We start from the raw sequence: 21,023 nt of genomic DNA on the forward strand, positions 1-21,023 counted from the left end.
CAAAGCCATGGAATACGACTTCGATGTTCTGATCGTGGGCGCCGGCCCTGCGGGGATGGCCGCCGCAGTGCGGGCCGCGGAACTCGGCGCCCGCGTCGCTGTGGTGGAGCGGGCGAGGCTCGGCGGCACCTGCGTCAATTCCGGGTGCGTGCCGACCCGGGTCCTCGCGAAGACGGCCCGCCTGTACCGGGAGGTGCGCACCGCCTATGACTACGGGATTGTCGTCGCCGAACCGTCGGTTGACTGGCCCCAGATTGTCCGGCGGGTCAGGTCGACCGTGGACCGGGTGCTCGCGGCGAAAGGGTACGACGACGTCGTCGCCCGGCTGGGCATCACGCTGCTCACCGGCGAGGCATCGTTCGTCGACTCGCACACCCTTACAGCGGGCGGTCGCGCGGTGACGGCCAGCTCGGTCATCCTCTGCGTCGGAGGCAACGCGCGCCGCCTACCGATCCCCGGCGCCGAGCATGCAGTCCTGCCGCCGGACATTCTCGATCTGCCGGATCTGCCGCGGTCCATCGCCGTGATCGGCGGCGGGCACACCGGCGCGCAGCTGGCCACCATCTTCCATGCACTCGGCTCCCGGGTACTGCTGCTGGATCTGGCGCCGCGTATCCTCACCACGGAGGATGCCGCTGTCTCGGCGGCGGTCACCGACGGGTTCCGCACCAGGGGCGTGCGGGTGGAGACGGGGATCGGCGGGATCCACCAGATCACCAAGGACGACGGCGGGCTCCACCTGTACTGGGCCGGCCCAACCGGAGAACAGGTAGAGGAGTTCGACACGGTCGTAATGGCTGCCGGTTGGCCGGCGAACATTGAGCCCCTGGGTCTGGCCGCAGCCGGTGTCCAGGCCCAACGCAACGCTATCCAGGTTGACGACTATCTGCGCTCGAATGTTCCCCACGTCTATGTGGCGGGGGACGCCAACGGCTCCAGCATGCTGGTGCAGGCTGCCGTGTTTGAGGGCGAAACTGCCGCCGAGAACGCGGTTCTCGGCGCGCACCGGACCAGCCCACACCACTTGCTGCCCGCCGGCGGCTTCACCGACCCGGATTACGCCGGTGTCGGCCTCACCGAGGAAGCGGCACGGGCGCGTGACCGGGAAGCGACCGTCGTCGTCGTGCCCTATAGCGAGGTGGAGCGCCCCATCATCGATGACCGGGAGCAGGGGTTCCTGAAACTGGTCCTGGACCGGCATCGGGAGCTGATCCTTGGAGCGCACGCAGTGGGGGAAAACGCGGTTGAGGTGATCCAGGCGGTGGCGGCGGCGATGGCGGCGGGCACCGACGTCGCAACCCTGGCTCGGGTGAAGTTCGCCTACCCCACCTACACGGCCATCGTCGGCCAGGCGGCAAGGTCAGCCAGGCAGCCGAATCAACACACCTGACCGGTGGCGCCCCCGGATGTCGCTTCAGGTGGTGACGTGATCCCGAAGACTCCTACCGGGCTGGTTGCTCCTCGCGGGTCGGAGCTGATCGCGCATCCCGGCGTCGCCAGTAGGCGGCCAGCATGGCACCGGAGACGTTGTGCCAGATCGAGAAAATGGCGCCCGGTAAAGCCGCTTCGGGGGTCAGATACTGTCGGGCCAGGCCAGCGGCAAGCCCCGAGTTCTGCATACCCACCTCGATTGCTGTGGTGCGCCGCGATGCGACGGGAAGACCGAACAGCCGGGCAACGCTGTAGCCCAGGGCGTACCCGAGCCCGTTGTGCAGGATGACGGCCACCAGCACCAGCAGGCCCGCCGAGAAAATAATGCCGGCACTTCCGGAGACCACGGCCACCACCACCGCGGTGATTGCCCCCACCGAAAACCAGGGCAGCACCGGGAGGCATTTGGCGACCAGGGTAGGCAGGAAGCGGCGCACCAGCAGGCCGAACAGGACAGGGAGCAAAACGATCTGCACGATCGAGAACGCCATGGAGCCGGCGTCGACCGGCATGTACTGACCAGCCAGCCAGAGCGCCAAAACCGGGGTGAAGAGTGGCGCAATCAGGGTGGAGACCGACGTCATGGCTACCGAGAGGGCGACGTCGCCCTTGGCGAGGTAGGCGACCACATTGGAGGCGGTACCGCCCGGACAACACCCCACCAGGATCACGCCGGCGGCCAGTGCGGGTGGCAGTCCCAGGGCGGCAGCGATGGCCCATCCCAGAAGTGGCATGACCAGGAATTGGGCTACCACCCCAATGACAATTGGGATTGGACGTTTGGCGATCAAAGCGAAGTCCGGAGCGGTAAGGGTGAGGCCCATCCCGAACATAATCAGGCCGAGCAGCGGATTGATCCATGGCGCCATTCCCGCAAAAGTTTCAGGGGTCAGGACGGCGACCGCGCCACCGGCCAGAATCAGCAGCGGAAACACGGTGACCGCCAGGCGCGCGCTGCGCTGCTCGGCCGCAGACTCTGTGTTTGCAGTGGCTGGAGTGTTCGGGGTGGCTGGGGATACTGGCATACCTACTGGACTACCACGGTTGCATTCGCCGCACGCAATTATCCGGTTAGTGTGAACACCGGTACTGCTAGGGTTGGATCATTCCGAAACTGCACAGGGGGCTTACCATTTTGTTCTGCCGGGCAGGGATCCGCCGCCAGACTAATTGCCCCCTTGCAGAGACTTAAGGAGCACAATGGCAACGATGGACAGAAAGTTCTCTGTAACCGAAGAATCGTCCAGCAAACATCCACACGACTGGGGCCGCGCCATGGCAGTGGCCATCAGCCGGCTGGTCGAGATGGCGCACGAGGCAGGGGACGTGGTCGAAGACGAGAACCTTTATGGGGAAGACCTTCACCTGTTTGTGCGCGAGACAGAAGAGGGCGCCGACATCACCATGTCCTGGACACCCCGCGACACGAAAGACCCATCACCCAAGAGGTCTGATTGGGAAATCTAGGAGGAATGGAATGACAGGTCAGAACCCCGATCCACAGGGCGAGAAGATCACCGGTCTGGAGCCAGGCGGTGGAGTCCCCCCAGGCGAAACCCCACCAGGTGAGTCCTCGACCGTAGGACCGCAGGGCCACGATGAGGGCACGTCGAAGGCAAACCACCCGCTCCCGTGGCTCATTGGCATCGGAGTGGTTTTCGCAGCCTGCATCGTTCTGTTTATTGTCGGCCGTCTGGTCGACGTCTTCTAAGGCGCAGGCTTCACCGGCACGACCAACGCAGCGCGCCCCCGGTCAGTGGGGGAGAACGGCCGAACGAGCCGGTATCTCCCCGCTGACCGCGGGCGCGTTGGTGGTTTAACGGGTCACACGCGCGGTGCAGGCGCTAGAGGCCGTAGTATTCGCGCAGGGTCGCCATCTGCTCGTCGGTGAGTTCCGACGCCGCCTCCAGGTCCGGAGCATCGGTGATCTTGTCCTTGGTGTACGCGACGTGGAGGTCGCCGCCGTCGAGCCGTGCGCCCTGGTAGGGGATGAAGTGCTCGCGGGTGTTGAACAGTCCCAGCGGCACGGTCAGCCACACGGGCTCGCCGGTGCGGGCGTCGAGGTGGACCTGCGACACCTCGCCCAGCTTCTCGCCGTCGGCGTCCCAGGCCGTGGCTTGCTGAAGTTCCTGAATGTCCGGTTGTGCCATGGTGCATCTCCATCCTTGATGAAACTAAGTGTGCTGATTCTATTTCATCCGAGGATGGCCCCCGAGAGCAACTGGAGCGCCACACCGACCAGCCGCAGGCACAGAAACGGCCCCCAGGATCAGGTTCGCCGCGTGCAGCCGGCGGGCCTTGCCCTGGGGGCCGTTTCTGTGGTGGAAGGCCTAGCCCTCGGCGGCCTGGGCTGCCTCGTCCAGCATGGGGAGGAAGGTATCCAGCGCCCACGGGAGGCTCAGCGGGTTGGCCGCAGAGATGGACAGGGTGAGGGTGTTGTCGGGGTCAGCGACCAGTGCACCGGACTCCACCGCCGGAATCTGGCTCAGCAGGGGGTCCTCGACGATCGCCTCGGTGGTGGCCTCGTCGGGCACCCAGGTCACAAAGATGTCCGACTCCAATTCATTCGCCCGCTCGGCAGACCAGGCGATGAAGAATTCTTCCGAACCCTCGGTGTTTTCGGCGACGACGTCGGCCTGGACCATCCCGATTGACTCCAGGAAGCGCGGCCGGTTGTCGTTGGCCGTGTAGATGCTGACGCCTTCCGCACTGGCCGGATCCAGGTTGCCGTAGATGAAGGTCTTGCCCACGATCGACGGGTAGTCGGCGGCTGACGCGGCCACTGTCTCTTCGGTTTCGGTGACGAGCTCTTCAGCTTCGTCGGCCAGACCGAGTGCCTCGCCGATGATGCGCGTCGATTCCTGCCACGGAGTGCCGTAGGCGACCTCAGGATAGGCAACCACTGGTGCGATTTCGCTGAGGGTGTCGTAGTCCTCCTGGGTCAGACCCGAATAGGCGGCCAGGATGACGTCGGGGTTGGTCGCGGCAACCTCGTCGAAGGCATACCCGTCGGCCTCCGAGTACTGCACCGGTGCCTTGTCGGTGCCGATCGCGGCGCCGAGCTCTTCCAGCTTGGCATCCTTCCACGGGGTGGAGGCGTTCTCGTTGCCGCCGTACTCGTCGCTCTGCATGCCCACGGGAACGACGCCGAGGGCCAGCACGACGTCCGCGTTGACCCAGTCAACGGTGGCAACGCGGTCGGGCAGTTCGTCAATGACCGTCTCGCCGAACGCGTGCTCGATGGTGACCGGGAACTGATCTGCCGCACCGGCCGCCGCGGGCGCATCGGAGCTGGAGCCGCCATCGGCTGGACCGGTACTGCAGGCGGATAGGGCCAGGATTGCGGCGGCGGCCGTCGCGGCGGCAGCGAAACCGCGCATGCGGGTGGGGGCCATGGAGGGGCTCCTCGACTTTCGGGAAACTGTGACTCACGCCCGTTCGGACGTGACGAAGTAAGGCTAACCTATCCTTACCGCTATTACGAAATGTTTGTGTTGCGTAATAGGTCAGGCGTCCCGTGCCCGGCGGGTCTCGCGGTCATTGGCCCGCTGGATGGCCTCCACCAACTCGGCCTTCGTCATCCGCGAACGGCCCTCCACCTCAAGAGTTCGGGCGATCCCGTACAGATGCGCTTTGGAGGCCTTCGCGTCCACTCCTCCGGCCGTCTCCCCCGGGTTCTGCCCACCGCGCTCGGCAGCCGCATCCGAGGGGCCGCTCTCTTCTTTCGGTTCCCAGTGGTCGCCCACCTTCTCGTGCGTGTGTTTCAGCGAACTGAAGGCGGTCCGGCTCGCCCGCTCGCCCTCACCGTATTCCTCCTCAGCCGACTGCAGGGTCTTGGCGAAGGTGTCCTGCGCCTTCTTTCCGGAGCGCTGCAGGGTGCTCGGCAGGTCGCTCTTCTTCACCATGACATTCCTCCCGGCCCCGACGACGACGCGCGCCTGGCGGGCCGTCGTCGTCCTCGGATACATCGTCCTCGTGCCCCTACCCTAGCGAAGCGCGGGTTCGGACGCAGGAGCCGCCAGACTGGACAGGTAAGCCACCAGGGCGGCCGGCGCAGAGCGGGGCGCCTGAGCCTCGACCACCGCGTTGTAGTTCGTGTTGGTGTTCACGTCGTAGGTCAGGACGCGGCCGTCGGCGGTCTCGATGAATTCAATCCCGCACACCTCGATGTTGTTCCTTCGCGTGAACTCCAGGTACTTCGCGATGATCGGATGGTCAAAGCCCTCCCGGAGGCTGAACAACTGCTGGCCTTCCTCGGGTTCGATAGTGGCGCCGGGCGGCATGATGGGTTTACCGGTGACGGGGTCGATAGCGCAGGCGTCGGCCGGGCACAGCTGGAATCCGCCACGTGCCGTGTCTGCCTGGATGGCGTAAATAAACTCGCCGCCCACAATCTCGACCCGGGTGATGATGGGTTCGGCGGCCTGGATGAACTCCTGGATCAGCGTGATGCCGTCCTGGGGTTCTTCGAATTCGGGCGACTCCACGTACTCGGCCAGTTCCTCGTGGCTCTCGAACTTGCGGACACCCAGCCCTTTTCCGCCCTGGTTGTGCTTGGTGATGAAAGGGACGGGGAAGCCCTCAGCCGCGTCGAGGATTCGGTGCTTGCCAATCGCCGCCACAGTACGTGGCGTGTCGATCCCTGCCGCCTTCAGCGCGGTCAACTGGTCGATCTTGCTCATCTCGAGTTCGAGGATGCCCCGTCCATTGACCGTGCGGCGACCGTGGGCCTCCAGCCAGGACAGGACGGCGCGGGCATAGTCCTTGGAGAGTCCGTGGTCACGGGTATGCGCGGAGGCACTGATGCGCGACCAGAAGATGCCTTCGGGGGGCTCCTGATCCAGGTCGAGCACGCCGTCGGTGAGCAACCACTCCTCCACCTCCACCCCGCTCGCCTCAAAGGCCCTAGCGAACGGTGGAAACCAGTCAGGGTTTTCATGCAGGGCAAAAATCTTGGTCACGATGTACCTCCAGCTTGGGTTCTCAGGGCATAACGGCGCCGCCGGGGGACCTATTCCTGCACCCTCCTCGCTGCAGGCACGAGCAGGGACTTTAGCCCCTAGCAGCCGGAGGGCCGCCCCGGGTTATATAAGTGATACGCGAAGGATGCGACATTAAACGGCAGGGGCGTTACACCGATGAAGACTCAAACACCGTCACCTCTGGCCAGTGCCACGATAGCGACGACAAACGCGGCGGCCGGCGCCCCGCGGGATCCCGCGCGGGAACGCTCGATGGCCGCACATCCCTCCGCGTCGCACCTGAAACTCAGGATTCTGGTGAGCACCGACGCCGACCTGGACAGCGTACGCATCCATGTTCACGGATGCGTCTCACCGGTCAACATTCACGGCCTCGACCTCCTGGTGCGACGAGCCAGCGCACTGTCCCCTGACACCATCATCATCCTGGATCTGGGCGAAGCCCAGGCCTGGGACTCGGTGCGGGCGGACCTCGAGGGACCCTCGATCCTCGCCAGGCTGGAGCGCACCCTGTCCGCTCCGGGCCGACTGCGGCTGCGGGTCATCCCTCCCCTGAACTAGCGTCTCAGCTGGGGGCTGCTACTCGGGCAGGAAGATGCCGTTGCCGGGTCCCAGCGGCAGATCGAGGAAGAAGAACACGCTCAGGATGGCCACCCAGGCAATCCAGAACGGCACCACGAACGGCAGCATCCGCGCCATCAGGGTTCCCAGTCCGGCGTCGGGCTCATACTTTCGCAGCATCGTCAGGAGCACGATCATGTACGGGTTCAGCGGGGTAATCACCTGCGTAGCCGAGTCGCCCACCCGGAACGCGGCCTGGATGAAGGCTGGCTCGTACCCGAGGAGCACGAACAGGGGCACGAAGACAGCCGCCATCAGGGTCCACATCGCGGACCCTGAAATGATGAACAGGTTCAGCAGCGACGCCAGCAGGATGAACGCGAGGATGGCCGGATAGCCGGTCAACCCGATCGCTTCCAGTCCCCCGGCTCCGGCCACGGCGATCCACTGCCCAATGCCCGACCAGTTGAATAGCGCAATGAACTGCCCCAGGATGAATGCCAGCACCAGGAACCCTGCCATGTCTTTGATCGCCTCGCCCATCACCCGTGGGACGTCCCGGCCGGTGGTGATGGTCCCGACGATCTTGCCGTACACCAGTCCTGGCACCACGAACATGCTGAACACCACGAACACGATCGAGCCAAGCAGCGGCGACGTCGGCAGGAACCCGCCGTCCTCGTTCCGCCACGGGGAGGCGGGGAGGACAAAAGCCACCACCAACACGGCAGCGAGCATCACGCCGCTGACCAGGGCCCACCGCAGGCCTTTGGACTCGGTGGCCGTCAGGTCGGCGCTGAGCTCGGCGCTCGTCGGTGCGGCGGGGGCGTCCGCGTCGCGGATTTCCTCGCGGGGGATGCCCTGGCGGGTCAGCCGCGGCTCCAGGATCTTGTCAATCACAAAGCCGGCAATCGCCATCAGGATGATTGAGGACACCACGTTGAAGAAGTAGTTGGACACGGGGGTGACCGCGGACCCGGCGTTGGGTAGGGTTTCCGTAACCGCCGTCGTGATGCCGGCGAAGAGGGCGTCGAGGCTGGTGACCAGCACATTGGTTGAATAGCCCGCACCGGCGGCGGCGAAGCCACCGAGCAGCCCGGCTACCGGGTGCCGGCCTGCGGCCTTGAACACCAGTGCTGCCAGCGGCGGGATCACCACAAACGCGGCGTCGGACATGATGGAGCCGGTCACACCGACGACGCCGACGGCGTAGGGCAGCGCCCAGCGCGGCGCACTGCCGAAGGCCTTACGGATCATCGCCGCCAGCAGGCCGGACTTCTCAGCCACCCCCACGGCCAGCAAGATCGGCAGCACGGTGGCCAGCGGCGGGAAGCCCAGGTAGTTGGGGCCCAGGTTGGTGGTGAGCCAGGTGAGGCCCTCCGCCGTGAAGAGTCCCTTGATCTCGGTGATCTCGTCGCTGCCGGGTAGCTGGACAGTGACGTTCGCCCAGGCCATCGCCGTCGACACCGCGGCGGTGATGCCAAACAGGATCAAGAAGAGCATGAACGGGTCGGGCAGCTTGTTGCCGACCCGTTCCACCCCGGTGAGGAACTTGTCAGTGAAGCCGCGCGGCGCACTGTCGATGGTGGACATGGGTGGTGCTCCCTTGACGTATTTCATGCGGGTTTCAGTTGAGGAGTAGTCGGTCGAGCCGGTGGTTCTGTCCGTCAGTCGAAGTAGGACGGGACGTCGATGGCCCCGCCTTGCTCCTCAAACTCCCGCCGCACCTGTTCCTGCAGCAACGGGTCCATCAGGTAATCCAGCGCCGTCAGGGCGAGGCCGGCGGCGCCGTCGTACGCTCCCCGCACCGCCGCTTCGGATGCGGCAGCGGCAGCGAAGTCGGTGGTGTGCAGGGCGGTACTCTGGTCGGCGATCTTGATCAGCGGGTGGATGCCCGGGATGCGGTAGCTGACGTTGCCGAAGTCGGTGGACGCGGCGAGCGTGTCGGAGACCACGCCGGCGGGCAGCGGGCTGCGTCCGCGCCGTTGCTGCGATTCGACCCAGCGTCCGGTGAGCGCATCGTTGGTGCGGATGGGCAGCGACGGCGGGTGCTGGTCCCAGTCCAGCTCCACGGCGGTGCCGGTCATCAGGGCAGCACCGCGGGCAATATCCTCCAGCCGCTTGCTGAGGTCTTTCAGGGTGTCCGGGTATTTGGAGCGGGCGTAAAGCTTCATCACCGCGGTGTCCGGGATGATGTTGGGGCTGCGTCCGCCCTCGGTGATGTTGCTGTGCACCCGGTCAGACGGCGGCAGCTGCTGACGGAGCAGGCCTATTCCCTGGTAGGTGAGGCTGGCGGCGTCGAGCGCGTTGCGGCCCATGAACGGCTGGGCGGAAGCGTGCGCGGCAATGCCGGTGAAGGTGATGGTGAGCAGCCGCCGTCCCAGCCAGACCTGGTCGGCCAGGTCGTAACCGTAGGGGTGCACCATGATGGCGGCGTCGACGCCGTCGAACGCACCGTTGCGGGCCAGCAGTTCCTTGCCCGAGTGCCCTTCCTCGGCGGGGGTGCCGAGGAAGACGACCGTGCCGTTGAGCCGGTCTCGGACCCCGGCAAGCGCCAGGAAGGCACCCACCCCGGTCGCGGCGATGACATTGTGGCCGCAGGCGTGGCCGATCCCCGGGAGCGCGTCGTACTCGCTGAGCACCGCGATGGTGGGCCCGTCGCCGGTCCCGCGAATCTCGGCCCGGACGGCGGTGTCGACGCCGTGGGCGCCGAGTTCGGCGTCGATCCCGTGTTCGGTGAGGATGTCGGCGATCAACCGGGCACTGTCATGCTCCTGGAACGCGGTCTCCGGGTGGGCGTGCAGGGTGTGCACGATCCGCTGCAGGTCGTCGTGGAGGGCCTCGACATTTCTGTCGACGGCGGCACGGAGGTCCTCTGCTGCGCCGTCGAACGGTGACTCAGGCGGTACTGCGGTCAGCAGCCGCCGCTGGGTCTCGGAGTCGATCTGGTTGAGGTACGCCGGGTCAGGCGAGGCTGGTTCGATCATCCTGGTAGCTTAGGCAACTATTTGTCGGCGTGGCAGCCCGGCAACGCCATCCTGGGTAATAATGCGGGTCCTGCTGCGGCAGCCCGGGTCTGGTCGCAACAAATTCACCGGCCCGAAACACCCTCGCAACACCGTAGGAGTTGAATCAAACCATCGGCCGGACCTGCCTGACCCGGCCACAGAACCAAGGAGTCATCATGTCCCTGCTTACCGCCACCGCCATCACCCGCATTCATGACCTCGGCATGCTGCACCGGGGGGACGAAATTGAAGCGCACCGCAACCGCGAGGTCCACTACAGCGGCTATGTGGAAGACACGGCTCCCGGCCTGGGCATCGTCTGGATCCGGGACATTTCCGACGGCCGCCGGGCGATCCTTCACGCCGACGAATACGCGATCTGGCAGATCAGTGCGGAGTAGCACCACCGCGTTAGCGAGTCTGGGCTAAACAGTCCCGGTTAGTCCGTCCCAGTTAGTCCGTCCCAGTTGTTCGTCTCGGGTCCTGCCTCCGGCGGGTGGAACCTGCGGCGCGTTAGCCATCGACTGGCTGCGTCGCTAGGGTTGAGGGCTGACCTGGCCCTGCCGACACCCTCAGACGGGTGTCGTGCACGACCCACCCTCAGGGACGGAGAAACATTTGACTGCCGAAAATCAGCCACCCCACAGCGGGTTCGACGCTCCGGAGAGTGATACTCCGGAAGGTAAGAAGACCATCCGCCGGGCCATCGGCGCATCGGCGGTAGGCAACGCCACCGAATGGTACGACTACGGTGTGTACGCGGTAGTCCTGACCTACATCACCGCAAACTTTTTCCCCGGCGGCGCCGAGTGGGCTCTGGCCACGTTCGCCATTTCCTTCCTCGCCCGTCCGTTCGGAGGCTTCATCTGGGGACCCTTGGGCGACCGGCTGGGACGCAAGGCCGTCCTGTCCCTCACCATCATCCTGATGGCAGGCGCAACCTTCTCCATTGGCCTGCTGCCCACGTTCGATCAGATCGGTTACTGGGCCCCCGCCCTCCTCGTGGCACTGCGGATCCTGCAGGGGTTCTCGACCGGCGGTGAATACGGCGGCGCGGCGACCTTCATGGCCGAGTACTCCCCCGACAAGAAGCGTGGCTTCCTCGGCAGTTTCCTCGAGTTCGGCACCATCTTCGGTTTTGCACTCGGCACCGCAATCACCCTGTTCCTGCAGATCCTCCTCGGCGCTGAAGCGATGACCGACTGGGGCTGGCGGATTCCCTTCCTCATCGCGGGGCCCATGGGCCTGATCGGCTGGTACCTGCGGTCCAAGCTTGAAGACACCCCGGTTTTCCGTGAACTTGAGCACAACTCGGGCACCGAAGACAGCGGACCCACCACGTTGAAGCACCTGGCCAGCAGGTACTGGCGTCCGGTGCTGACGATGGCCGGCCTGGTGATCGCGCTTAACGTCGCCAACTACACCTTGCTCAGCTACATGCCCACCTACCTGCAGACGCAGATTGGCCTGTCCGACGACGGCTCCCTCACCCTGATCCTGATCGGCCAGGTAGTGATGATGATCCTGATCCCATTCGCCGGGGCGCTCTCGGACCGGGTGGGACGAAAACCGCTGTGGTGGGTTTCCCTGGTGGGGCTCTTCGTCGCGGCCCTGCCGATGTATATGCTGATCGGCACCGGATTCACCGGGGCACTGATCGGGTTCGCTGTTCTGGGCATGCTCTACGTTCTGCAACTCGCCACCATCTCGGCGACTTTCCCGGCAATGTTCCCCGCCCATGTGCGGTTCGCCGGGTTTGCGGTGACGTACAACCTCGCGACGGCGCTGTTCGGCGGGACTGCACCGCTGGCCAACGAAGCACTGATCGGGGCGACCGGAAACCTGCTGGTTCCGGCCTTCTACATGATGGGCGCCTGCCTGATCGGCATGATTGCTATGCCGTTTGTCCGGGAGACCGCCGGTGAATCCATCAGGGGCACCGATATGCCGGGTGACCCCACTGCAGCCGAGCTGGCGACCACCCGCAGCTGACCTCTCCGGGGACGTACAGAGGGCGGCACCGCGATCATCGCGGTGCCGCCCTCCGTACGTCGGTCCGGGTGATGTTTCCGGTCTAGCGAGTGGGTTCGCGGTCGACCGCTTCCCCGTGGGCCTCGTGGGCCCGGCGCATGAGATCCATGAATTCGGTCTCGTTCCGGATGAGGCGCTTGTACTTCTCGGGGAGCTGCCGGAGCATCTTCTCCTCTTCGATCATGCGGTTGAAGATCTTCTCGCGCTCGTTGATGTCCGTCTCGTATTCCAGGTCCATGTACTCGGTAGCGTGGCGCTTGGCCCCGGAGACAGCATTCTTGGCCTTGCCCTTGGGGCTGAAGACCGAAGCCAGCACGGTGACGATGAGCACCCCGAGGATGACGGTGAGGGACAACCCGGTAGAGATCTCGACTACCGGGACGGGTTCGCCGTCGTTGATGAAGCCCAGGTTATTCTCATGCAGCGCATGGAGGATCAGCTTCACGCCAATGAAGCCGAGGATGATCGCGAGGCCGTAGGAAAGGTAGATGAGCCGGTCCAGCAGGCCGTCGATCAGGAAGTACAGCTGACGCAGTCCCATCAGCGAGAACGCCGTCGCGGTGAAGACGATGAACACGTTCTGGGTCAGGCCGAAGATCGCGGGAATGGAATCCAGTGCGAACAGGATATCGGTGCCGCCAATGGCTATCATCACCAGCAGCATCGGGGTGAGAACGCGTTTGCCATTCTCGATGGTGAACAGTTTGTCGCCGTCGTAATGGTCGGTGGCTGGCAGGAAGCGCTTGGCCAGGCGCACCACGATCATGTCACCATGGTCGTCATCGGATGTCGGCTTGAGCAGGTTGCCGGCGGTCAGGATCAGTACCAGGCCGAAGATGTAGAAGATCCAGGCGAACTGGTTGATCAGTGCGGCGCCCAGGAAGATGAACCCGGTGCGGGCGATCAACGCGAAGACGATGCCGAAGAGCAACACCTTCTGCTGGTCGGCGCGTGGCACCTTGAAGCTGGCCATGATGATGAGGAACACAAACAGGTTGTCGACCGACAGCGCTTTTTCAGTGACATAACCGGCGAAGTACTCGGTGCCCATGGTGGCGCCCCCGAAAACCAGCACGCCGAGCCCGAAGAGGATGGCGAGCCCCACATAGATCGAGGACCAGACCGCCGCCTCCTTCAAGGTCGGGGTGTGCGCCTTGCGGACGTGGAAGAAGAAGTCGAAGAGCAGTAGCCCCACAATTCCGGCGATCGTCAATGCCCAAACAATTGGGGATACTTCCATGCGGTTTGTTCTCCTAGTACAGGTGGTGTAGCACTCACGGTAGTTTGCGCGGGGAGTGGACGGCAAGACGGTCCCAGGCCGTACATTGAACTCATGACTCCCTCCACGATGCGTAGTGCGGTGCTTCACGAGGCTGGCGCGGCCCGCCCCTACGCCGATAGTGCACCGCTCCGGCTCGACGAAGTCGCGGTCCCCTCGCCCCGGCCCGGCGAGATCCGTGTAAGGATTGAGCGGGCAAGCCTCTGCCATTCGGACCTCTCGGTGATCGACGGTTCGCGGATACGTCCGCTACCGATGGCGTTGGGCCATGAGGCGACCGGCGTCGTCGACCTGGTCGGGCCGAATGTCACCGATATCACAGTGGGTGATCGGGTGGTTCTGGTCTTTGTACCCAGCTGTGGGTCCTGCCGTGCGTGCGATGCGGGCCGCCCGGCCCTCTGCCACCGTGCGGCGGAAGTCAACGGCAGTGGGGATCTGCTGCACGGTCCGGCACTGCTCCGCGCCGCCGATGGTGACAGGATCAACCACCACCTGGGCGTCTCTGCGTTTTCGGAGTATGCGGTGGTGGCCCGCGAGTCGGTGGTGGTGATTGACGACGACGTCCCCTTCGACGTCGCTGCCATGTTCGGCTGCGCGGCGCTCACCGGGATCGGGGCGGTGCTGAACACGGCGCAGGTCAGTGAGGGGCAGTCGGTTATTGTGTTCGGGCTCGGGGCCGTCGGGTTGATGGCGGTGATGGCAGCCGCGCAGGTCGCGGGCACTACGGTGATTGCCATCGACCCGCTGCCAGCGAAACGTGACCTTGCGCTCCGGTGCGGTGCGACCTCGGTCGGCGCCCCGGATGCGGCGGAAGCCCTGGTTCAGGCGCTGGGCAGCGACGGGGTGGATGTGGCGATTGAAGCGGTCGGCAGTGCACGCGTGATGGAGTCGTGCCTGGGGTTGCTGACCCGCGGCGGTGCGCTGGTGTCGGTGGGGCTGCCGCACCCCGATCAGGCCATCAGCACGCAGGCGCTGCAGTTTGCCGGTGCGGGTAAACGTCTGCTCGGCTCCTACATGGGGGACTCCGTGCCCGCCCGTGACATCCCCGCGTATCTGGCGCTCTGGCGTGCGGGGAAGCTGCCCGTTGAGCTGCTCCACACCGATACACGGGACCTCAGCGACCTCAACGAAAGCCTCGACGCCCTGGCCGACGGCCTTGTCGTGCGACGGATCTTCATGCTCCGGTAGCGGCGTTTTGGCGTCGCCTTCCGGCCGCCTACCCGCAGAGACGGCCCCCCGGCGTCAGATCCGCCGGTTACAAGCGGCGGATCTTGCCCCGAGGGCCGTTTCTGGGCGTGAAGCCGCACCGAAGGAGACGGAAGCACCCGCCGGGCTAGTACTTGATGGTGCCGATCAGGCCGATAATCCGGTCGATGGTGGCCGGATCGGTCTCCTCCGGCATGGCGCCTGTACCGGTGAGCGAGGCATTGAAGTAGATCCCGTCACCGAGCAGCATCACCAGATGCACCATGTCCTCATCACCGACCGCGTCCATCAGTACGTCGAACCACTGGGTGCGGCACTTGGCGAGCAGCTCGTTGGCTTCGGGGTGGGATCCCTGCGCCAGCCGGGTTACCGCCGTGTTGCACCGTTCCAGCGGGCTATCCACGTCCAGCGAGCTTTTCACGTAGTAGGTGGCCGCCTTTGCGGGATCGGCTTTCATCACTTCGAGATCCATGGTGACCAGGGCCTGCAGGCGGGCGAAGAGGGCGGCGGTCAACTCATCCTTGGACTTGAAGTGATAAGTCAGCCCGCCTTTGGAGACCCCTGCCCGCAGGGCGATGGCGTCGAGGGTGGCGCTGCGTTCGCCGTCGGATACCAGGAGGTCCTGGTACGCGTCGATCAGCCGTTGAACTGTGCTTGGAGCGTGACCCATGAGGACGAGTTTAGGCCCTATTCAAAAAACCGACTAGTCGGTATAGTGATGTGCGTCATAGCATTTACGGCCGACCAATAGACCGGCCCGACGGACCTCGGAGGCACACCATGAGTCATGCAACTGTTGGGAAGGATGCCCGCGGCACCCCGCAGGGTGAGGGAAAGGGGCTCGCGGCCGGCACGCTCGGGGTCTGGGGCTCGGTGGTCATCGGACTGGCCTCGACGGCGCCCGTCTACTCGCTCGCTGCGTCACTCGGATTTGTGGTCCTCGCCGTTGGCGCGCAGGCGCCCATCGCCTTCATCCTTGCGTTCATACCGATGCTCTTCATTGCCTTCGCCTACCGGGAGCTCAATCGGGAGATGCCCGATTGCGGGACCTCTTTCACCTGGGCCACCAAGGCGTTCGGGCCGTGGGTAGGCTGGATGGCCGGTTGGGGTGTCGCGGTTGCCGGGATTATCGTGCTGGCCAACCTCGCCCAGATCGCCGGAATCTACCTATGGCTGCTCATCGGCGACGGTTCCCTCGCGGATAACGCTCTTCTGGTCACGGCCACCGGCGTTTTCTTCATCGCCCTGATGACCTACGTCAGCTACCGCGGAGTGGAGATCGGCGCCAAGCTGCAGAACGTACTCCTGGGAATCCAGTATCTGGCGTTGGCCTTGTTCGTGGTGTTTGCGCTGATCGGTATTGCGAACGGTACTGCCGAGAACGCGACGGCGCCATCCCTGGACTGGTTCAATCCGTTCGCTTTCGAGAGCGTTGAGGGGTTCACCGAAGCGGTCCTGCTGGCTCTGTTCATCTACTGGGGCTGGGATGCCTGCCTCGCCTTGAACGAGGAAACCCGCGACGCCCGCCGGATCCCCGGCCGGGCCGCCCTCATCTCGACGGTGCTGCTGCTCATCACCTATGTCGGCGTCACCGTCGCCGCGATGATGTACGCCGGGGTCGGCGAGGGAGGCACCGGACTCGCGAACGAGGTGAACGCTGAGGACGTGTTCTTCGCCCTCAAGGACGTGATTCTGGGGCCAGCCGCCTGGCTGCTGGTGGTGGCGGTCCTGGTGTCCGCGGTGTCCTCCACCCAGACCACCATCCTGCCCACCGCGAGAGGCACCCTGTCCATGGCCGTCTACCAGGCGCTCCCCCGCCGGTTCAGCACCGTGCACGACCGGTTCAAAACACCATCCTTCTCCACCCTGGTAATGGGCGTGGCAGCCATCGCCTTCTACGTGGTGATGACCCTGATCAGCGAAAACATTCTTGCCGATTCAATCCTGTCCCTGGGCCTGGCCATCGCCTTCTACTACTCCATCACCGGGTATGCCTGCGTCTGGTACTTCCGCCGTGAGCTCTTCACCTCCCGCCACAATTTCTCCTTCCGGTTCCTGTTCCCGCTGCTGGGTGCGCTGATGCTGACCGCCGCGTTCCTCAAGTCTGCGATCGATATGGCCGACGTCGACTACGGGTACAGCGTGCTCCTCGGCGTCGGCGGCACTTTCGTGGTCGGTATCGGCTCCCTCGCCGTGGGACTGGTGCTGATGCTGATCTGGCGCACCCGCCCAGGATCCCTCCCGTTCTTCCGCAAGGAGAGCCTGAACGCCGACACACCCGTGCTGGTGCCCGACTCCCCCGACACCTACCGACGCTCAATTGATGGAGGCTTAGCCTAATGCGCATTCTTATTGTTGGTGCCGGCGGTGTGGGATCCGCCGCCGTGCGGATCGCCGTCCGCCGCTCATTTTTCGACCTGCTCGTAGTCGCTGACTACGATCCGGCCCGCCCGCAGGCCCTGGTCAACTCGCTCGACGACGACCGCCTGGTGGCCGCACAGGTGGATGCATCCTCGGCAGAGGCGATTGCCGCCGTCGTGCACGAACACCAGATCACCCACGTCCTCAACGCCGTCGACCCGCGGTTCGTCATGCCAATCTTCAATGGCTGCTTCGCGGCGGGCGCCACCTACCTGGACATGGCAATGAGCCTGTCCGTCAGGCATCCGGAGGAGCCCTACGCGAAGACCGGGGTGATGCTCGGCGACGAACAGTTCGCGATGGCCTCGGACTGGGAGGACGCCGGCCGGCTCGCGCTGGTGGGCATGGGCGTGGAACCGGGATTGTCGGATGTCTTCGCCCGTTATGCGGAGGATGAGCTGTTCGCCTCGATCGACGAGTTGGGGGTGCGAGACGGCGCCAACCTCGTCGTGGCGGGGGCTGACGGCGAACCGGCGTTCGCTCCGTCCTTCTCCATCTGGACCACCATCGAGGAGTGCCTCAACCCGCCGGTCGTCTTTGAACGCGAGACCGGCTGGTACACCACCGAGCCGTTCAGCGAACCCGAGGTCTTCAGGTTCCCCGAGGGCATTGGTGAGGTGGAGTGCGTCAATGTGGAGCACGAGGAGGTCATCCTGATGCCGCGCTGGACCAAGGCCCGGAAGGTGACCTTCAAATACGGGCTCGGCGACGAGTTCATCGACGTGCTCAAGACCCTGCACAAGCTGGGGCTTGATTCGACCGAGCCCCTGATGGTGAAAGGTGTTTCGGTGTCTCCCCGGGACGTGGTCGCGGCGGCGCTGCCTGATCCCGCAACCCTGGGCGACCGGATGACGGGCAAAACGTGTGCCGGCCTGTACGTGACCGGCAGTGGGAAGGACGGTTCGCCCCGCGCCGTGTACCTCTATCACGTGGTGGACAACGAATGGTCGATGGCCGAGTACGGATCCCAGGCCGTAGTGTGGCAGACCGCGGTGAACCCGGTGATCGCGCTGGAACTCCTCGCGAACGGAACCTGGCAGGGCTCCGGGGTCCTCGGGCCTGAGGCCTTCGACTCTCGCCCGTTCCTGGAACTGCTGGCCGCAAACACGCCGCTCGGCTACGGATCACCGTGGGGGCTCGAGGAGCGCTAGGGGTCTTCGTCCTGCCCCGGCCGCCAGAAACGGCCTCCCGCGTCAGGTCCGCCGGTTGCGAGCGGCGGACCTGACGCCGGGGGCCGTTTCTGCCACGCCAACACCTACTGGTGCACCCACCAGTAGGATGTGCACCATGACTGAACTGCCTGTCGCCCTGATCACCGGCGCCTCGCGCGGCATCGGCCTGGCCATCGCCCGCGAGCTCGCCCCCACCCACCATCTGCTCCTGGGCGGTCGTGATGCCGAGGCATTGAAGGACCTTGCCAGCGAGTTCCCCTCCGCCGAGCCTTTCGCCGCTGAGCTGACCGAACTCACACCCGACGTCGTGCACGGCATCTCCCGCCTCGACGTGCTGGTGCACTCGGCGGGAGTGCTGCAGATGGGCCAGGTGGCCGATCTGACTTCCGAGCAGTGGCGGACGAGTTTCGAGGTCAACGTGTTCGCGGTGGCGAACCTGACCCGGCTGCTGCTGCCAGCGCTGCGGGCCGCCAAGGGCCAGGTCATTGCCATCAACTCGGGCGCCGGCTACGCCTCCGGTGATGGATCTGCGCTGTACAGCGGCACGAAGTTCGCGCTGCGGGCCTTCACCGATGCCCTGCGTCAGGAGGAGCGCGGCAACGGGGTCCGGGTCAGCTCCATCCACCCTGGCCGGGTGGCCACCGATATGCAGCAGGAGTTGCACGACTTTGAGGGCAAGCCCTACCGTCCCGAGGAATGGGTCCAGCCGGACCAGGTCGCCAAAGCGGTCCGCCTGGCAGTGGACGCTTCACGGGACTCGGTCATTGAGTCGCTGAGCATCCGGCCATCCGGAATGGTCTGACCCGACATTCCGATCGAGTCAACACTAATGACGGGTTTCCAGCCGGATACCTGTCATTAGTGTTGACTCGATCCGGTGTTTGAGGCGGGGGTCAGCCTCTCCGGATCACCCGAGGCTTCCCGAACTGGGTCTGGACACCCGGCGAGTACAGCACCGATTCGGGTGGCCCCGCCACCTCTATTCCGGCGGCGCTGACCAACCCATCGTCGAGGTACTCGACTGCTGCGGGATGCAGCGGCCAGGGAGCATGGGTGTTCGGGATGAACAGCGTGCGCCCGGCAAGTTCGGAGTGCAGGCCGAAGCGCGCGGTGAGGTTGATGGTCAATGGGTCGGTCGCGATCACCGACCGTTGGGGGCGGACAGCGAACGACGACGTCGCACCGCCCCGGAACCGCTGCACCGTATATCCTGCGAGACCCGGCTCGGGCACCGGCGCGCACCGGGACCACACGTAGGGGATTCCTGCTGCCCGCGCTACGAGAACCACGGCCAGCCGCGACGCATCAAGGGTCAGGAACACCACTCCGCGGGTTCCCTCGGAGTCCCGCGAATACAGCCGGACGTTGATCTCGCTGAAGGACCCGAAATAGGGGATGGGCATCCCCGAACCAATCCCGGCCCCGACCATCCGGAAACCGATCAGTCCCACCCAGGCGTCGCCGTCGTACACATCCGGTTCAGTACCGGGCGGCATGAATTGTGCGGCCGTCGCCACCGGGATCCGCCAGTGCAGGAACACCGCATCCAACCATGCCTGGTCCATGATCGGGAGGCTGAGGAGGGGCGGTGCTGCCGGCCAGGCAACTGCGTCAGACATCGGTGGTCACCTGTGTTCTCGTTGGTTTCATTCGATTATCGATTTGCAGGACTGTGAAGCCAAAGCCCACGAACATGGCACCAATGAATACGCAGTTGATGAGAACCTCTAGCGGATCGATGAGCCTCAGATCCACAAACGGGTACGGGTACCAGGTCACCGCTGCACCACGTATCAGCGTGTACACCAGCCATGTGGCCGGGAAGATCAGGGACAGCCACACCGTTTGAATGGTGAACCTCGGGCGGGGGCCAAACAGCAGCCACCCGAGGACCGTGAGAATCGGCACCACATAGTGCAGGAGCGTGTCCGACAGCCTGCCCAGACCCACCAAGGCCTGCACCTCGGGGAGACGCCGCAACAGTGTGAACGCGATCAGCCCGGTCACCGAAATGTTGACGACGGCGTTCAACCGCAGCACCCGCCACAGGGTGGACTGCCTGCCCGCCGGATTGCGGGCGAGGTCGAGGTTGATCATCAGCACCAGGACGTTGCTGAGGATGGTGAAGTAGCTGAAGAAGTTCCACCACGACATGGTGGGCCCCAGCAGGGAGTAGTTGTCCCCATTGATCAGTGCGATCACCTGGGCCCCAAGGCCCACCAGACCGATCAGGGCGACGACGCCGTGCCAGCCTCGTTCAGCAATCCTCATCGGTTCCTCCCACAGTGAATGACAATGCTCCCCTGATCGTATGCCTAGTAGGCTGTGCCCGTGAATGACGAGACCCTCTGGGCTGCAGAAAACCGTGAACACCCGGGGCACTCCGCCCGTTACATCAAAAGGTTCGAGGCGATGCGCGAGGAGGGCCGTGACCTGCACGGGGAGGCGCGGCTGCTGGACGCGATGGCCGCACGGAAGAGCCAGATCCTCGACGCCGGCTGCGGCACCGGACGGGTCGGTGGGGAACTGGCGCAGCTGGGCCACCATGTCATCGGTGTCGACGCGGACGCCGAGCTCATCGCCGCAGCGCAGCGCGATCATCCATCATCGCGGTGGCAGACCGGGAACCTGAGCACCCTGGAGCTGGCGCGAACCTTCGAGCTGATCGTGTGTACGGGGAACGTGTTGCCGTTCCTGGCACCGGGCACAGCACCCGAGGTGCTCCGGCGGCTGCACGCGCATCTGATGCCGAACGGCCGCCTGGTGGTGGGCTTCGGCAATGACCGCGGGTACGCCTTCAACACCTTCTTCGCCGACGCAGACGCGGCCGGCCTGGAACGTCATGCCCAGTTCTCCACCTGGGATCTCAGGCCGTGGGAACCGTCGTCGTCGTTCCTGGTCGCTGTCCTAGCCCGCAAACACGCCGGCTAAA

General features: G+C 64.9%; 22 protein-coding genes. 11 read left to right on the forward strand and 11 right to left on the reverse strand.

Annotated elements, in window-relative coordinates:
* Positions 1-7: 7 nt before the first annotated feature.
* Entirely contained in the window at positions 8-1,390 is a 1,383-nt protein-coding gene (locus ABD059_RS11895) for a dihydrolipoyl dehydrogenase family protein (RefSeq protein WP_343880261.1), read from the forward strand.
* Between the two features lie 52 nt (positions 1,391-1,442).
* On the opposite strand, the gene ABD059_RS11900 is transcribed toward ABD059_RS11895, so the two are convergent.
* A complete protein-coding gene (locus ABD059_RS11900; protein ID WP_343880264.1) occupies positions 1,443-2,456 on the reverse strand; it encodes a bile acid:sodium symporter family protein in 1,014 nt (337 codons plus the stop codon).
* Positions 2,457-2,631: 175 nt separating this feature from the next.
* On the opposite strand from ABD059_RS11900, the gene ABD059_RS11905 reads away from it, so the two are divergent.
* Positions 2,632-2,898: a hypothetical protein gene (locus tag ABD059_RS11905; RefSeq protein ID WP_196865508.1), complete on the forward strand. Its 267-nt coding sequence runs from the start codon at positions 2,632-2,634 to the stop codon at positions 2,896-2,898.
* A gap of 10 nt (positions 2,899-2,908) precedes the next feature.
* Positions 2,909-3,142 carry a DUF6480 family protein gene (locus tag ABD059_RS11910; RefSeq protein WP_343880268.1) on the forward strand — a complete coding sequence of 78 codons (234 nt, stop codon included), beginning with the start codon at positions 2,909-2,911 and terminating at the stop codon, positions 3,140-3,142.
* Between the two features lie 133 nt (positions 3,143-3,275).
* Here ABD059_RS11910 and ABD059_RS11915 read toward each other — a convergent pair whose 3' ends face one another.
* From ABD059_RS11915 to ABD059_RS11930, 4 genes are all read right to left on the reverse strand, one after another.
* On the reverse strand, positions 3,276-3,581 hold the full coding sequence (locus ABD059_RS11915) for a PRC-barrel domain-containing protein (protein WP_343880270.1): 306 nt from the start codon (positions 3,579-3,581) through the stop codon (positions 3,276-3,278).
* Between the two features lie 180 nt (positions 3,582-3,761).
* Positions 3,762-4,826 (reverse strand): ABC transporter substrate-binding protein, encoded by a 1,065-nt coding sequence (locus tag ABD059_RS11920; RefSeq protein WP_343880272.1) that lies wholly within the window; start codon positions 4,824-4,826, stop codon positions 3,762-3,764.
* A gap of 111 nt (positions 4,827-4,937) precedes the next feature.
* Positions 4,938-5,336, reverse strand: a complete 399-nt coding sequence (locus ABD059_RS11925) for a ChaB family protein (protein ID WP_343880274.1) — start codon at positions 5,334-5,336, stop codon at positions 4,938-4,940.
* An 81-nt stretch (positions 5,337-5,417) separates the two neighbouring features.
* Positions 5,418-6,392, reverse strand: coding sequence for an ATP-grasp domain-containing protein (locus ABD059_RS11930; protein WP_343880276.1), 975 nt, complete (start codon positions 6,390-6,392; stop codon positions 5,418-5,420).
* 177 nt (positions 6,393-6,569) lie between these two features.
* Between ABD059_RS11930 and ABD059_RS11935 the strand changes: the two genes are divergently transcribed.
* On the forward strand, positions 6,570-6,974 hold the full coding sequence (locus ABD059_RS11935) for a hypothetical protein (protein ID WP_343880278.1): 405 nt from the start codon (positions 6,570-6,572) through the stop codon (positions 6,972-6,974).
* 18 nt (positions 6,975-6,992) lie between these two features.
* Here ABD059_RS11935 and ABD059_RS11940 read toward each other — a convergent pair whose 3' ends face one another.
* Together ABD059_RS11940 and ABD059_RS11945 are read right to left on the reverse strand one after the other, a co-directional pair.
* On the reverse strand, positions 6,993-8,567 hold the full coding sequence (locus tag ABD059_RS11940) for an AbgT family transporter (RefSeq protein WP_343880280.1): 1,575 nt from the start codon (positions 8,565-8,567) through the stop codon (positions 6,993-6,995).
* A gap of 74 nt (positions 8,568-8,641) precedes the next feature.
* A complete protein-coding gene (locus ABD059_RS11945; RefSeq protein WP_343880282.1) occupies positions 8,642-9,961 on the reverse strand; it encodes a M20 family metallopeptidase in 1,320 nt (439 codons plus the stop codon).
* A 197-nt stretch (positions 9,962-10,158) separates the two neighbouring features.
* Here ABD059_RS11945 and ABD059_RS11950 point away from each other — a divergent pair, with 197 nt between their 5' ends.
* Positions 10,159-10,383: a hypothetical protein gene (locus ABD059_RS11950; RefSeq protein ID WP_343880284.1), complete on the forward strand. Its 225-nt coding sequence runs from the start codon at positions 10,159-10,161 to the stop codon at positions 10,381-10,383.
* Between the two features lie 217 nt (positions 10,384-10,600).
* A complete protein-coding gene (locus ABD059_RS11955; protein WP_343880286.1) occupies positions 10,601-11,974 on the forward strand; it encodes an MFS transporter in 1,374 nt (457 codons plus the stop codon).
* A gap of 82 nt (positions 11,975-12,056) precedes the next feature.
* On the opposite strand, the gene ABD059_RS11960 is transcribed toward ABD059_RS11955, so the two are convergent.
* Positions 12,057-13,253 carry a TerC family protein gene (locus ABD059_RS11960; protein WP_343880288.1) on the reverse strand — a complete coding sequence of 399 codons (1,197 nt, stop codon included), beginning with the start codon at positions 13,251-13,253 and terminating at the stop codon, positions 12,057-12,059.
* Positions 13,254-13,361: 108 nt separating this feature from the next.
* Between ABD059_RS11960 and ABD059_RS11965 the strand changes: the two genes are divergently transcribed.
* Positions 13,362-14,480, forward strand: coding sequence for an alcohol dehydrogenase catalytic domain-containing protein (locus ABD059_RS11965; protein WP_343880573.1), 1,119 nt, complete (start codon positions 13,362-13,364; stop codon positions 14,478-14,480).
* A 145-nt stretch (positions 14,481-14,625) separates the two neighbouring features.
* Here the strand turns inward: ABD059_RS11965 and ABD059_RS11970 are convergent, their stop codons facing one another.
* Positions 14,626-15,168 (reverse strand): TetR/AcrR family transcriptional regulator, encoded by a 543-nt coding sequence (locus tag ABD059_RS11970; RefSeq protein WP_343880290.1) that lies wholly within the window; start codon positions 15,166-15,168, stop codon positions 14,626-14,628.
* A 110-nt stretch (positions 15,169-15,278) separates the two neighbouring features.
* Here ABD059_RS11970 and ABD059_RS11975 point away from each other — a divergent pair, with 110 nt between their 5' ends.
* From ABD059_RS11975 to ABD059_RS11985, 3 genes are all read left to right on the forward strand, one after another.
* Positions 15,279-16,838: an APC family permease gene (locus ABD059_RS11975; RefSeq protein ID WP_343880292.1), complete on the forward strand. Its 1,560-nt coding sequence runs from the start codon at positions 15,279-15,281 to the stop codon at positions 16,836-16,838.
* On the forward strand, positions 16,838-18,070 hold the full coding sequence (locus tag ABD059_RS11980) for a saccharopine dehydrogenase family protein (protein WP_343880294.1): 1,233 nt from the start codon (positions 16,838-16,840) through the stop codon (positions 18,068-18,070). The genes ABD059_RS11975 and ABD059_RS11980 overlap by 1 nt, the downstream gene beginning before the upstream one ends.
* Positions 18,071-18,206: 136 nt before the next feature.
* A complete protein-coding gene (locus ABD059_RS11985; RefSeq protein WP_343880296.1) occupies positions 18,207-18,893 on the forward strand; it encodes an SDR family oxidoreductase in 687 nt (228 codons plus the stop codon).
* Between the two features lie 91 nt (positions 18,894-18,984).
* Here the strand turns inward: ABD059_RS11985 and ABD059_RS11990 are convergent, their stop codons facing one another.
* Positions 18,985-19,710, reverse strand: coding sequence for a YqjF family protein (locus ABD059_RS11990; protein ID WP_343880298.1), 726 nt, complete (start codon positions 19,708-19,710; stop codon positions 18,985-18,987).
* Positions 19,703-20,362, reverse strand: coding sequence for a Pr6Pr family membrane protein (locus tag ABD059_RS11995; protein WP_343880300.1), 660 nt, complete (start codon positions 20,360-20,362; stop codon positions 19,703-19,705). The genes ABD059_RS11990 and ABD059_RS11995 overlap by 8 nt, the downstream gene beginning before the upstream one ends.
* Positions 20,363-20,422: 60 nt before the next feature.
* On the opposite strand from ABD059_RS11995, the gene ABD059_RS12000 reads away from it, so the two are divergent.
* The gene (locus ABD059_RS12000) at positions 20,423-21,022 is read left to right on the forward strand and encodes a class I SAM-dependent methyltransferase (protein WP_377959544.1); all 600 of its coding nucleotides are present in this window, start codon (positions 20,423-20,425) and stop codon (positions 21,020-21,022) included.
* Position 21,023 lies beyond the last annotated feature (1 nt).

Source organism: Arthrobacter flavus (assembly GCF_039526005.1).
Taxonomy (GTDB): Bacteria; Actinomycetota; Actinomycetes; order Actinomycetales; family Micrococcaceae; genus Arthrobacter_D; species Arthrobacter_D flavus.

Excerpts from the sequence above, each read along its gene's own strand:
- ABD059_RS11895 (WP_343880261.1), top strand. The coding sequence starts at position 8 with ATGGAATACGACTTCGATGTTCTGATCGTGGGCGCCGGCCCTGCGGGG.
- ABD059_RS11900 (WP_343880264.1), bottom strand. The coding sequence starts at position 2,456 with ATGCCAGTATCCCCAGCCACCCCGAACACTCCAGCCACTGCAAACACA.
- ABD059_RS11905 (WP_196865508.1), top strand. The coding sequence starts at position 2,632 with ATGGCAACGATGGACAGAAAGTTCTCTGTAACCGAAGAATCGTCCAGC.
- ABD059_RS11910 (WP_343880268.1), top strand. The coding sequence starts at position 2,909 with ATGACAGGTCAGAACCCCGATCCACAGGGCGAGAAGATCACCGGTCTG.
- ABD059_RS11915 (WP_343880270.1), bottom strand. The coding sequence starts at position 3,581 with ATGGCACAACCGGACATTCAGGAACTTCAGCAAGCCACGGCCTGGGAC.
- ABD059_RS11920 (WP_343880272.1), bottom strand. The coding sequence starts at position 4,826 with ATGGCCCCCACCCGCATGCGCGGTTTCGCTGCCGCCGCGACGGCCGCC.
- ABD059_RS11925 (WP_343880274.1), bottom strand. The coding sequence starts at position 5,336 with ATGGTGAAGAAGAGCGACCTGCCGAGCACCCTGCAGCGCTCCGGAAAG.
- ABD059_RS11935 (WP_343880278.1), top strand. The coding sequence starts at position 6,570 with ATGAAGACTCAAACACCGTCACCTCTGGCCAGTGCCACGATAGCGACG.
- ABD059_RS11940 (WP_343880280.1), bottom strand. The coding sequence starts at position 8,567 with ATGTCCACCATCGACAGTGCGCCGCGCGGCTTCACTGACAAGTTCCTC.
- ABD059_RS11945 (WP_343880282.1), bottom strand. The coding sequence starts at position 9,961 with ATGATCGAACCAGCCTCGCCTGACCCGGCGTACCTCAACCAGATCGAC.
- ABD059_RS11950 (WP_343880284.1), top strand. The coding sequence starts at position 10,159 with ATGTCCCTGCTTACCGCCACCGCCATCACCCGCATTCATGACCTCGGC.
- ABD059_RS11960 (WP_343880288.1), bottom strand. The coding sequence starts at position 13,253 with ATGGAAGTATCCCCAATTGTTTGGGCATTGACGATCGCCGGAATTGTG.
- ABD059_RS11965 (WP_343880573.1), top strand. The coding sequence starts at position 13,362 with ATGCGTAGTGCGGTGCTTCACGAGGCTGGCGCGGCCCGCCCCTACGCC.
- ABD059_RS11970 (WP_343880290.1), bottom strand. The coding sequence starts at position 15,168 with ATGGGTCACGCTCCAAGCACAGTTCAACGGCTGATCGACGCGTACCAG.
- ABD059_RS11975 (WP_343880292.1), top strand. The coding sequence starts at position 15,279 with ATGAGTCATGCAACTGTTGGGAAGGATGCCCGCGGCACCCCGCAGGGT.
- ABD059_RS11980 (WP_343880294.1), top strand. The coding sequence starts at position 16,838 with ATGCGCATTCTTATTGTTGGTGCCGGCGGTGTGGGATCCGCCGCCGTG.
- ABD059_RS11985 (WP_343880296.1), top strand. The coding sequence starts at position 18,207 with ATGACTGAACTGCCTGTCGCCCTGATCACCGGCGCCTCGCGCGGCATC.
- ABD059_RS11990 (WP_343880298.1), bottom strand. The coding sequence starts at position 19,710 with ATGTCTGACGCAGTTGCCTGGCCGGCAGCACCGCCCCTCCTCAGCCTC.
- ABD059_RS11995 (WP_343880300.1), bottom strand. The coding sequence starts at position 20,362 with ATGAGGATTGCTGAACGAGGCTGGCACGGCGTCGTCGCCCTGATCGGT.